General features: G+C 61.7%; 15 protein-coding genes. 3 read left to right on the top strand and 12 right to left on the bottom strand.

Features of this window, described 5'->3' with window-relative positions; genetic code table 11:
* The 5 genes from EN914_RS11230 to EN914_RS38295 all read right to left on the bottom strand — a co-directional run.
* Positions 1–1,130: ABC-F family ATP-binding cassette domain-containing protein (locus EN914_RS11230; RefSeq protein ID WP_164778710.1), on the bottom strand; the 1,130-nt coding region annotated here is incomplete at its 3' end.
* 124 nt (positions 1,131–1,254) lie between these two features.
* Complete coding sequence (locus EN914_RS11225) at positions 1,255–1,704, bottom strand: MucR family transcriptional regulator (RefSeq protein ID WP_013532467.1); 450 nt, start codon at positions 1,702–1,704, stop codon at positions 1,255–1,257.
* Positions 1,705–1,866: 162 nt separating this feature from the next.
* Positions 1,867–2,070, bottom strand: coding sequence for a hypothetical protein (locus tag EN914_RS11220; protein WP_024504288.1), 204 nt, complete (start codon positions 2,068–2,070; stop codon positions 1,867–1,869).
* On the bottom strand, positions 2,063–3,010 hold the full coding sequence (locus EN914_RS11215; protein ID WP_024504289.1) for a DMT family transporter: 948 nt from the start codon (positions 3,008–3,010) through the stop codon (positions 2,063–2,065). Before EN914_RS11215 ends, EN914_RS11220 begins: the two co-directional genes overlap by 8 nt.
* 45 nt (positions 3,011–3,055) lie before the next feature.
* Entirely contained in the window at positions 3,056–3,889 is an 834-nt protein-coding gene (locus tag EN914_RS38295; RefSeq protein WP_024504290.1) for a hypothetical protein, read from the bottom strand.
* A 110-nt stretch (positions 3,890–3,999) separates the two neighbouring features.
* Here EN914_RS38295 and EN914_RS11200 point away from each other — a divergent pair, with 110 nt between their 5' ends.
* The gene (locus EN914_RS11200; protein ID WP_024504291.1) at positions 4,000–4,959 is read left to right on the top strand and encodes a LysR substrate-binding domain-containing protein; all 960 of its coding nucleotides are present in this window, start codon (positions 4,000–4,002) and stop codon (positions 4,957–4,959) included.
* A gap of 96 nt (positions 4,960–5,055) precedes the next feature.
* On the opposite strand, the gene EN914_RS11195 is transcribed toward EN914_RS11200, so the two are convergent.
* Entirely contained in the window at positions 5,056–5,568 is a 513-nt protein-coding gene (locus tag EN914_RS11195; protein ID WP_013532473.1) for a DinB family protein, read from the bottom strand.
* A gap of 59 nt (positions 5,569–5,627) precedes the next feature.
* On the opposite strand from EN914_RS11195, the gene EN914_RS11190 reads away from it, so the two are divergent.
* A complete protein-coding gene (locus EN914_RS11190) occupies positions 5,628–6,320 on the top strand; it encodes a glutathione S-transferase family protein (RefSeq protein ID WP_024504292.1) in 693 nt (230 codons plus the stop codon).
* Positions 6,321–6,337: 17 nt separating this feature from the next.
* Here the strand turns inward: EN914_RS11190 and EN914_RS11185 are convergent, their stop codons facing one another.
* A complete protein-coding gene (locus EN914_RS11185; RefSeq protein ID WP_013532475.1) occupies positions 6,338–6,595 on the bottom strand; it encodes a DUF2934 domain-containing protein in 258 nt (85 codons plus the stop codon).
* 159 nt (positions 6,596–6,754) lie between these two features.
* Here EN914_RS11185 and ndk point away from each other — a divergent pair, with 159 nt between their 5' ends.
* The gene (ndk, locus tag EN914_RS11180) at positions 6,755–7,177 is read left to right on the top strand and encodes a nucleoside-diphosphate kinase (RefSeq protein ID WP_013532476.1); all 423 of its coding nucleotides are present in this window, start codon (positions 6,755–6,757) and stop codon (positions 7,175–7,177) included.
* A 68-nt stretch (positions 7,178–7,245) separates the two neighbouring features.
* Here the strand turns inward: ndk and EN914_RS11175 are convergent, their stop codons facing one another.
* The 5 genes from EN914_RS11175 to EN914_RS11155 all read right to left on the bottom strand — a co-directional run.
* Positions 7,246–8,010 carry a YbaY family lipoprotein gene (locus EN914_RS11175; RefSeq protein WP_013532477.1) on the bottom strand — a complete coding sequence of 255 codons (765 nt, stop codon included), beginning with the start codon at positions 8,008–8,010 and terminating at the stop codon, positions 7,246–7,248.
* A gap of 126 nt (positions 8,011–8,136) precedes the next feature.
* Positions 8,137–8,613: a molybdenum cofactor biosynthesis protein MoaE gene (locus EN914_RS11170; RefSeq protein ID WP_024504293.1), complete on the bottom strand. Its 477-nt coding sequence runs from the start codon at positions 8,611–8,613 to the stop codon at positions 8,137–8,139.
* A gap of 1 nt (position 8,614) precedes the next feature.
* Complete coding sequence (gene moaD, locus EN914_RS11165; protein WP_013532479.1) at positions 8,615–8,872, bottom strand: molybdopterin converting factor subunit 1; 258 nt, start codon at positions 8,870–8,872, stop codon at positions 8,615–8,617.
* Position 8,873: 1 nt separating this feature from the next.
* Positions 8,874–9,470: a CDP-diacylglycerol--glycerol-3-phosphate 3-phosphatidyltransferase gene (gene pgsA, locus EN914_RS11160; protein ID WP_013532480.1), complete on the bottom strand. Its 597-nt coding sequence runs from the start codon at positions 9,468–9,470 to the stop codon at positions 8,874–8,876.
* Between the two features lie 97 nt (positions 9,471–9,567).
* Positions 9,568–10,263, bottom strand: a 696-nt coding sequence (locus EN914_RS11155; protein ID WP_245497814.1) for a helix-hairpin-helix domain-containing protein, incomplete at its 5' end; no start/stop codon positions are given.

Here is a 10,263-nt window from a genome sequence, read left to right as displayed (position 1 = left end):
GCCACCTTCAGCCCGGGCGCCACCGTCATGGTGCCGCTCTCCTGCTTCAACCGGCCGGACAGCAGTTTGGCGAAGGTCGACTTGCCGTTGCCGTTGGCGCCGAGCAGCGCGATGCGGTCGTCGGCGTCGATGCGCAGCGTCATCTTCTTAAGGATCGGCTGCCCCTCGGTGTAGCCGACATTGACGTTGTTCAGCGCCACGATCGGCGAGGCCACCGTCTTCACCGGCTCGGGGAAGGAGAACGGCCGCACCGAGTCGTTCACGAGGGCCGCGATCGGCTTCATCTTTTCCAGTGCCTTGATGCGCGACTGTGCCTGTCTCGCCTTGGAGGCCTTGGCGCGGAACCGTTCGACGAAGGATTCCATGTGCTTGCGCGCGGCTTCCTGCTTGACGCGGCCCTTCTCCTGCAATTCCTTCTGCTCGGTGTATTGACGCTCGAACTGGTCGTAGCCGCCGCGCCAGAAGGTCAGCTTCTTCTGATCGAGGTGAACGATCGAGTTGACGGCGCGGTTGAGCAGGTCGCGGTCGTGCGAGATCAAAAGCACGGTGTGCGGATACTTCGACACGTAGTTTTCCAACCACAGCGTGCCTTCAAGATCGAGATAGTTGGTCGGCTCGTCGAGCAGCAGCAGATCGGGCTCGGCAAACAGCACCGCGGCGAGCGCCACGCGCATGCGCCAGCCGCCGGAAAAGGAGGAGGCCGGACGCCGTTGCGCAGCGTCATCAAAGCCGAGGCCGGCGAGAATGGTGGCGGCGCGGGATTCGGCTGAGTGCGCGTCGATGTCGGCAAGCCGCATATGGATGTCGGCGATGCGGTGCGGATCGGTCGCCGTCTTTTCCTCTTCGAGCAACGCCGTGCGTTCGAGATCGGCCTTGAGCACGATCTCGATCAGCGCATCCTCGGTGCCTGGCGCTTCCTGCGCCACCTGGCCGATGCGGGTGCTCTTCGGCAGGCTGATCGAGCCTGTCTCGGACGGGAAATCGCCGGTAATGGCCTTGAACAGCGTCGTCTTGCCGGTACCGTTGCGGCCGACGAGGCCGGCTTTGGTGCCGGCTGGCAAGGTCAGCGAGGCATGGTCGAGAAGCAGGCGTCCGGCCATGCGGAGCGATAGGTCGTTGATGATCAGCATGGCCGCGCTTTTGCACCGGACATCAACGCTTCGCAAGGCCTTGCGGGCCAGTTGGCCGCACAAGGCCTCGAAACGACGCCCGCGAGGGCGCCGTCAAAGCAGCCGAACGGTGGCTTGCCTGCTCTCAGGCAGTCGCCTTGCGCTTCGTTGCCTTGGCGACAGCGGCCGGCGCTGCTGCCGGCTTGCGGCCAAGTCCCGTCGACTTTGCCAGCGCCGATCGCGTCGCCGAGTAGTTCGGCGCAACCATCGGATAGTCCGGCGGCAAGCCCCATTTGGCCCGATAGTCGTCCGGGCTCAGGCCGTAGTCGGTCCGCAGGTGCCGCTTGAGCGACTTGAACTTCTTTCCGTCCTCAAGGCAGATGATGTAGTCGGGAAATACCGACTTCTTCGGATTGACTGCCGGAACCAGGTTTGGTGTTTCCGCGACAACTGCACCAGCGAGCTTGCGAACCGAAGCACTGACGCTGGCAATCAACTCAGGCAGGCCGGAAGCCGGAAGGGGATTGTTGCCTACATAGGCCGAGACAATATCGGCCGTCAGCTCGATAACGGTCTTATCATCGATATTTGACAATTCTTTCACCTTATTTGCGACAAAATCCTCCACCCCAGCGAAGACTTGTGTCGATGTATCTCTTTAACCGCGTCCCCCAACGGACCGCCAAGTCTCATAAAAGAATGAAGAATCGGCCAAAATAGCATTCATGCGAAATCGACGCCGTGCAAATTAGAAAATCTAATACTTGGAACCAGCAGACTTAGCGGCAGGACTTTCGTCCAATATCTCCAGAATACGCTTCCAGCGGGCGCAGCGCGCGAAATCCTTTTGTTCTATCGCCTTTTCGGCCCTCATCGCGGCGTAAAGCGGCGCCTCGGCGCCGAATTCGTCGATCAGCCAATGCGCTTCCTGAATGGCCAGACGCTCATTCTCGTCAAACATGGCTTTCGGCCTCCGAACGTTCCACACCGACCGCGACACAACTGCCGATGACGAGGATGGCTCCGACAATGGCCGTCAGCGTCAGCCGTTCGCCGGACAAGGTCAAAAGCAGGGTCGAGGCGATCGGCGTGAGATAGGCGACCACCGCGACCCTGCCGCTGCCTTCAAGCTTCAAGGCGCGCGACCAGAAATAGTAGCCCAAGCCCATCGGACCGGCGCCGAGATAAAGGCCGAGAGCCAGGTCCGCGCCGATGGGCCAGGTGAAACCGTCGCGAGCGCACCACAGAAACGTCAAAGCGACGCCGATCAACGATGACGGCAGCAACAGGCGATCGGCTGGGGTGGCGACCCGTCCCACCATGATCGAATATAAGGCCATGCACAGCGCCGACCCGAATGCGGCGAGATATCCGACCAGATCGCCCTCGAACCAGGATTGGTTGCGCCCTCCCGAAATCACCAGTGCGACGCCGATGAAGCCTACCACCGCGGCGAGACCCAACAGTGCCGGACGCCGCGGATTTTCCAAGGCAATGACTGCCGCCGCGACCATCAACGGCCAGGTGTAGGCGACCAGATTGGCCTCGATCACCGGCATCGAAGCGAAGGCGATGTATTGCAGCACCATGGTGCCGACCAGACCGATGAAGCCGACCGCGAGAGAGATGAACGCCGCCCCGGCCGTGACCGGTGCTACTCTTTCCCGGCTCATCAATCGGATGGCCCGGCTCATCAATCGGATGGCGGCGAAGACGAGTGCAGCGCCTGCAAATTGCAGGAACTGGACCTGCGACACCGGGTGGCCGGCCAGCAGGGATTTGCCGACCAGGGCATTGGTGGACCACAACGCCACCGCACCGGCAGCGAAGACCAACGCGGATATCGAGCCGGATCCCTGCCGAAACAATCGGCATGGGATTCTATTTTGCTGTTCGACCATGATCCTGTCCGAAAACTGGTTCCGACTTTTCGGGATCATGGTTCACTACCATGATTCCCTGGCTCCGCCCGGAACCGGAGCATCGACGGCGGCGGGCACGGGATGCTCCGCCTCGAACCGACGGTAGGCCGGGAGCTGGTTGGTCCAGACATCTTCGGCCAGTTCGCTGACCCACTCACGGTCGTGGTCATTGTCGGCGGCGAGATAGAACATTCTGTTGTCGTCGACATAGGGTTTGGCCACCGAGCGCTGGTTGAGCACCAGCGTGACGCGCTCGCCGAACCGGATCGGCGCGGTGCGATGCAGGACGCCCAGGAACTGGCCGAGCGTCGCGTAGTTCATCTTGTGATCGATGCGCATGACACTGTTGCGCGGGATCTCGCGGCCGGATTCGAGAATGGCGCGGCCGGTTTCGGAGTCGTCGCAATAGATTTCGAGGTGGCCGCCGACCAGCGGATTGCTGATCGACAGCGGAATGAGCTCGGTGACCGGAACGCCATCGCAATGCCACTCCACGGCGCCGTCCCTGGGATTCATGAAGGTGACCGTCGAGCCGACGATCGACAGCGGATAGGGCTCCAGCTTGGTGCCCATCATGTCGGACAGCCGCTCCAGGCGCAGCTTGTCATGCAGCAATTCCCTGATCTCGGGGATGAAACGGTCGGCCCCGGTGATGAAGGTCAGATCGAGGTGCTTGTGCACGGCATGGCTGGCCTTGAGCTTCAGGGCAGCCTCCTCGATCGCGGCAAGCAGTGCCGGGTCATAGCCGTGCAGATATTGCGCGACACCGAAACTCGACACTTTCCAGGCGGTTTCATGGCCGATAATGGCTTCGCGGCTCATCGCATAACGCAGTTCGGGAATGGTATGGGCGTTCATTGTACTTCTCCAGGATGGGGGCAACACTTGGTAAACAGTCGATTAATTCACCCACCCCTGTAAAATTAGGAATGCTGGTGCTAGTGTAAGCCAAGCTTAAGGTCGAAACCGTGCGTCTGCTCAGTCAGGTCAACCTCAATTCGCTGAAAATCGTGGAAAGTGCTGCAAGGCACGGTAATTTCACGCGCGCCGGTGAAGAACAGTTTATTACCGCTTCAGCGGTCAGCCAGCGCGTGAAAAGCCTGGAGGATCAGCTTCGTTTCAAGATTTTCCAGCGCGGCGGCAATGCGGTGTCGTTGACGCCGGAGGGCGAGACCTATGTCTCGCGCGTTCGCGAGGCGCTGGAGCGAATCGTCGCCGCCAGCATGGAAGCGACCGGGCAATCGCAGGAGCATGTGCTAAAAATATCGGTGCTGCCGACCTTTGCGGCACGCTGGCTGTTTCCGCGCCTGCCGCTGTTCCAGCAGCAATATCCCGATATCGTGATGCGGGTCTCAACCTCCTACGCGACGCATGAGCTCACGGCCTCGGAATTCGATCTCGAAATCCGTTATGGCGACGGTCACTTTCACGGGCTGCAATCCGATCTGCTGTTTCGCGAAGACCTGACACCGGTGTGCAGCCGCAAGCTGTTCCACGAAGTCCTCGGCGACAAGCGGCTGTCGAAGGTGACACCGGACGACCTCAAGCACTTCACCCTGCTGCATTCCGACACCTGCACCCAGAATTGGCAGTCCTGGCTTGGTTTCGCCGGCGCCAGCTTCGTGCTCAGCGAGACCAAGAGCATCTATTTCGACTCGTGCATGATGTCCTACGAGGCAGCCAATTCCGGGATGGGCTTTGCGGTGGCCAACCGTGCCTATATGGCCAGCGACATCCGCGCCGAAAGGCTGGTGGCTCCCTTCGCCGTCCATCATCCGAACACGGCTGGCTGGTATTTTGTCTCTCCGCTGAAAGGCCTTGCCGCACGCAAGGTCCAGTTGTTCAAGCAGTGGGTAATGGCGGAAGCGGCCCTGACCCAGTCCCAGTTGGACAACGAAATCAGGGGCGAGGCTTCGACGGCTGCCTGAATCCATCCGGTGCCTACTGATGCAAAGACGATGCTGCAGCACAAAATGCAGCGATGGTCGGCACAACCTTCGGACTGGCTACGCCAACGCCACCGATCAGGCGAAAGCCCTGCCCTCCTCGGTCCGCTGGAAAAGCATCAGGTCCAACCCCAGGCTTGGCCGTCCCAGGATGGTCAAGATCGTATGCGCCTGGCCGCGATGGTGGGTCTGGTGGTTGAAGACATGGTCCAGCGCCGGCGCCAGCCTTTGCGAGACGGTGCGCATGTCCGAGACGGTCATGTAGGTGAACCGGCCCGTCAACGCCTTGTCATTGAGGCCGCCGACCCAATCGATGATCCGCCTGTCCTCGGCTTCACGCGCCGCCCGCAGGCCGGTCAACCCCCGATGCAGGATAGCGTCCAGTGTCGTCGGCGCGTCGCCCTCCCCGGTGAAGCGCTTCATCCAGATGCGGTCGGCAGTCAAAAGGTGGTTGAGCGTGCCCATCATCGAGCCGAAGAAGGCGCCGACATCGCGGTTGAATTCCTCATCATCGAGTTCGGCGGCGGCATCATAGATGCGACCGTTGGCCCATTGATTATAGGCCGCAAACATCATGAAATGCTGTCTCATGGCTTCCCTCGGCTCGCGTCGATGCGGGGCCTACCTAACCCGCACGGGAGCCGCCGCCAATGACCATTCTGCTTTATGATCTCGTCGGACGCGACAGCACACGTCCGTTCAGCCCGCATTGCTGGAAGGTGGCGATGGCGCTTGCCCATAAGGGGCTCGACATATCAACCGTACCGACGCGCTTTCTCGAGGTGCCCGCTGTCGAGGGCGGCGTTTCGAAAACCGTTCCGGTGATCCGCGACGGCGAGACAGTCCTCGCGGATTCCTTCGCCATCGCGCTCTATCTCGATGAAGCCTATCCGGACCGGCCGACGCTGTTTGGCGGTGAAGGCGGCGAGGCGATGGCGCGCTTCATCGAACGCTGGTCGCAAGTGACCATTCATCCCTACGTGACCACCGCGGCCATCATGGACCTTCATGCCATGCAGGACGCGGAAAACGCCGTCTATTTCCGCCAGAGCCGGGAGCAGCGTCTTGGCAAGAGGCTGGAGGAGGTGACGGCCGCCAGGGAGGCCGGGCTCGACACTTTCAGAGCCTCGCTGGAGCCATTGCGCTCGATGCTCTTCTATCAGCCGTTCATCGGCGGCGCGGCGCCGCTGTTTGGCGACTATATCGTCTTCGGCGCCTTGCAATGGGCGCGCATAGCCTCGCCCTACCAATTGCTCAACGACGGCGACGTGGTGGCGCAGTGGTTCGCCCGCTGCCTCGACCTGCATGGCGGGCTGGGGCGAAAGGTGGCCGCCGCGGCTTGACGCCGTAAAGCAGTAACTTACTTGGCCGCCTTCTTTGGCTTGCCGGCCTTCGTGGCAGCCTTTGCCTCCTTGGGGGCGGCTTTTGGCTTGGCGGCGCCAGCTGCCTTCTTGGTTGGCTTTTTGGCTGCCGACTTGTCCGTGGCGTCCTCCTGGTCGACATCCGCCGCCGCCTGATGCCAATGGCGCTCATGATGTCCAGCCGGCTGGCCCTCTTGCAGCCAGATCTGGTGCGCACGGTTGCGAATGCGTTCCTGACGATCGTCTGTCATGGTCATGTTGTCTCCATACGGCCCGACCTCAGCGCGGCGCCGGCACGCGACTATAGCAAGCAAAGCGTTGCTGTGCAGCCGTCTGATCGGGGGCCCTTGGCAATGGGCCGGGCGGCTTGTATAGAGCCCGCCACTCTCAATTCCATTCTCAGACAAGGACGACCCATGGCGCTCGAACGCACATTTTCCATGATCAAGCCGGACGCAACCCGGCGCAATCTCACCGGCGCCATCACCAGGATGCTGGAAGAGGCAGGCCTGCGCGTCATCGCCTCGCGCCGGGTCTGGATGAGCCGCCGCGAAGCGGAAGGCTTCTATGCCGTCCACAAGGACCGTCCTTTCTTCGGCGAATTGGTTGAATTCATGTCGTCGGCACCGACCGTCGTCCAGGTGCTGGAAGGCGAGAACGCCATTGCCAGGAACCGCGAAGTGATGGGCGCCACGAACCCGGCCAACGCCGCCGAAGGCACCATCCGCAAGGTTCATGCGCTGTCGATCGGCGAAAACTCCGTGCACGGCTCCGACGCACCGGAGACCGCGGCAGAAGAGATCAAGTACTGGTTCTCGGACACCGAGATCGTCGGCTGAGCCGACGATCCAGACCTTGGATTCCGTAAAAAGAAGGCCGGCGTTTCGCCGGCCTTTTTCGTTGGGGGTCAGCTCGCCGCGCTAAAGCGCAGGATCTCGCGGCCATCCTTGCCTGATATGATGAGCTTGCCGGCCTCGACACGGTATGACGCCGCCTTGGCCAGCGCATCGAACAGCGCCTTTTCCTCGGCCATCACCTCTGGCGCACAGGCCTTGTAGGTCGAACCGATGTCTCCGATCACGATCGTTTGCCCATTGACCTTGGCGGTGGCGAAATAGGTGTTGCAGGGGCCGCTGCCGCCCGCCTTGCCGGCCTCGCTGACCCTGAATGTCGCTTGCGGGGCAGCGATGACGCCGATGCCGTCGACATAGTCGACCAGCCAGAGCTGGTCGAAGACCGAAACCGTCGGCTCGGCGTTTGGGGCGACCATCTTCAGCATGATGGTCTGCGGCACGTCGGTCAGCGGATCGACCTGATGGCGCATATCGGAGATGAACAGGAGCTTGTCGTCGACGGTGATGCGGGCTTGCAACGCGTAAGTCATCTGCGACCGGATGACGGAAGGGTCGAATTTGATCTCGAAGCTGATCGGCACCTGGCCGGTCGGCTTCACTTTCTGCTCGCCGATAATGGTGGCCGGCGCATCGGCCAGCGACACATCGGCAAGTTGCACAGAGAGCACGGCACTGGGCGGCAAGGCAATGCGCTCGCGATAGATCACTTCGCCTCTCACTGCCTTTTCGGCGGCAACAGACTGCTCAGGAACGGCCAATATGCCGACGACCAGAGGCACGAAACCGAAGATGAAGAACTCCGCGATCCTGTCCAGCATGACCATCTCCCTCACCCCGGGCTGCCAATGCCCTGGGCTGCCAATGCCACGGGTTGCCAATGCCCAGGCTGACCAATTCCGCCAATTGGCCAAAGGATTGCGGTCAATGCATGGCTGCGGCGGATCTTATTCGGACGCTTTCCAGCGTTGCGCGGCCGTTGCATCGGCTTCCTTGGCCTCAACCCAGCCACCCTCCGAGCCGTCAGCCCGATGCTCCTTCTTCCAGAAGGGCGCGCGCGATTTGAGATAGTCCATGAGAAAATTCGCCGCCTCGAACGCCGCATGGCGGTGCGCGGAGGCTGCCACCACCAGCACGATGTTCTCGCCGGGCGCGATCTTCCCGTGGCGGTGGATGGCGGTGAGCCCCTGCAACGGCCAACGCTCGACCGCTTCAGCAGCGATGCGGGCGATTTCTGCTTCGGCCATACCGGGATAGTGTTCGAGCTCGAGCGCTGAGAGCGCGCCCTGCTCGTCGCGGCAAAGGCCTGAGAAGCTCACCACGGCGCCGATATCGGCGCGGCCTTGCGTCAGTCTGGCGATTTCGGCCGCGACGTCAAAATCTTGGCGCTGAATGCGCACGACAGGTAAGACCGCGCCGGCCATGTCAGCCCCCGGTCATCGGCGGGAACAGCGCGATTTCGCGGGCGCCCGCGATCTTCTCGCGGTGCTCGACATGCTCCTGGTTGATAGCGACACGGATGACGTCAGGATATTGCAGCGCGTGCTCGTAGCCCTCGCCGCGCGATTTCAGCCAGCGCAGGAGATCGGCGACCGTCTCGATGCCAGCCGGCAAGTCGACGTCTTCCTCGGGCATGCCGATGCGCTCGCGCACCCAGGCAAAATAGATGAGCCGGGTCGTCATCTCACTCGTCCATGATGTGCTTGAGGCCGGCGCGGAAATAGTCGTAGCCGGTGTAGAGTGTGACCAACGCCGCGATCCACAGCAGCACCAGCCCGGTCTGGGTGGTCAGCGGAAAGATCTTGTCGCCGGCCGGTCCGGCCAAGAGGAACGCTATGGCGACCATCTGGATGGCGGTCTTCCATTTTGCCAGCTGCGTCACCGGCACCGAGACTTTCAGCGCCGCCAGATATTCGCGCAGGCCCGAGACGAGGATTTCGCGGCACAGGATGATGATCGCCGCCCACAACGACCAGCCGGCAATGCCCGCATGGCGATCGGTGTCCGCAGCCAGCAGCAGCAGGCAGGTGGCGACCAGCAGCTTGTCAGCGATCGGGTCGAGCATCTTGCCGATGTTGGAGGTCTGTTGCCAGGCGCGCGCCAGATAGCCATCCAGATAATCGGTGATCGAGGCGAGCAGGAAGATGATCAGCGCCGACCACCGGGCAAAGTCGCTCGACTTCAGATGTCCTTCGAGAAAAAAGCACAGCACCACCATCGGCACCGCGACGATGCGGGCGTAGGTGAGCATGTTGGGCAGGTTGAACGCGCGCTTGGCCATATCCGGGAAACTCTTTCTGCCTGCCTACTCAAATCAGAAGCGAATGTGGGGGGTCAACAGGCCAGATTCGACAGGCCAGATGAAAGTGCCAGATTTTTCAACTCTCGTGGAAGTGATTGTAGACCAGTTTCGCCACCTGCTCGGAAATCCCGTCGACTTTCCGCAGATCCTCGATGGCCGCGCGGCTGACCGCCTTGGCGGTGCCGAATGCCAGCAGCAATGCCCGCTTGCGGCCGGGACCGATGCCGCTGATCTCATCAAGTGGGCTCTTGACCATTTCCTTCTTGCGGCGAGCCCGATGCGAGCCGATCGCGAAACGGTGAACCTCATCGCGCAGCCGCTGGACGAAATAGAGCACGGGGTCGCGGACCGGTAGCGAAAACGAGTCCCTGCCTTTGACGAAGAACCGCTCGCGGCCGGCATCGCGGTCCTGGCCCTTGGCGATGCCGATGGCAACCACGCGGTCCTCGATGCCGAGATCCGAAAGGATCTTGCGCACTGCGGTCATCTGGCCCTGGCCACCGTCGATCAGGATGACATCGGGCCAGGCCGGGAAGCTGCCGGAGATATCGTCCTCCATATCGTCTGCCGAACCGTCGGCTGCATCCCCAGCCGGGACATCGCCATGCTCCTTGAGCAACCGCGAAAACCGCCGTTCCATCACCTCGCGCATCATGCCGAAATCGTCGCCAGGCGTGATCTCGGTCGAGCGGATGTTGAATTTCCGGTACTGGTTCTTCACGAACCCCTCCGGTCCGGCAACGACCATGGCGCCGACGGCATTGGTGCCCAT

The organism is Mesorhizobium sp. M7A.F.Ca.CA.001.08.2.1 (genome assembly GCF_003998455.1).
In the GTDB taxonomy this organism is placed as follows: Bacteria; Pseudomonadota; Alphaproteobacteria; order Rhizobiales; family Rhizobiaceae; genus Mesorhizobium; species Mesorhizobium ciceri.
Note: the sequence above shows the minus strand (reverse complement) of the source record. Positions and strands in the feature narration are given on the sequence as shown.

Coding starts and splice junctions, on each gene's coding strand:
- EN914_RS11215 (WP_024504289.1), bottom strand. CDS start 3,010: ATGGTCGAACAGCAAAATAGAATCCCATGCCGATTGTTTCGGCAGGGA.
- EN914_RS11220 (WP_024504288.1), bottom strand. CDS start 2,070: ATGTTTGACGAGAATGAGCGTCTGGCCATTCAGGAAGCGCATTGGCTG.
- EN914_RS11195 (WP_013532473.1), bottom strand. CDS start 5,568: ATGAGACAGCATTTCATGATGTTTGCGGCCTATAATCAATGGGCCAAC.
- pgsA (WP_013532480.1), bottom strand. CDS start 9,470: ATGGCCAAGCGCGCGTTCAACCTGCCCAACATGCTCACCTACGCCCGC.
- EN914_RS11175 (WP_013532477.1), bottom strand. CDS start 8,010: ATGCTGGACAGGATCGCGGAGTTCTTCATCTTCGGTTTCGTGCCTCTG.
- EN914_RS11190 (WP_024504292.1), top strand. CDS start 5,628: ATGACCATTCTGCTTTATGATCTCGTCGGACGCGACAGCACACGTCCG.
- ndk (WP_013532476.1), top strand. CDS start 6,755: ATGGCGCTCGAACGCACATTTTCCATGATCAAGCCGGACGCAACCCGG.
- EN914_RS38295 (WP_024504290.1), bottom strand. CDS start 3,889: ATGAACGCCCATACCATTCCCGAACTGCGTTATGCGATGAGCCGCGAA.
- EN914_RS11170 (WP_024504293.1), bottom strand. CDS start 8,613: ATGGCCGGCGCGGTCTTACCTGTCGTGCGCATTCAGCGCCAAGATTTT.
- moaD (WP_013532479.1), bottom strand. CDS start 8,872: ATGACGACCCGGCTCATCTATTTTGCCTGGGTGCGCGAGCGCATCGGC.
- EN914_RS11185 (WP_013532475.1), bottom strand. CDS start 6,595: ATGACCATGACAGACGATCGTCAGGAACGCATTCGCAACCGTGCGCAC.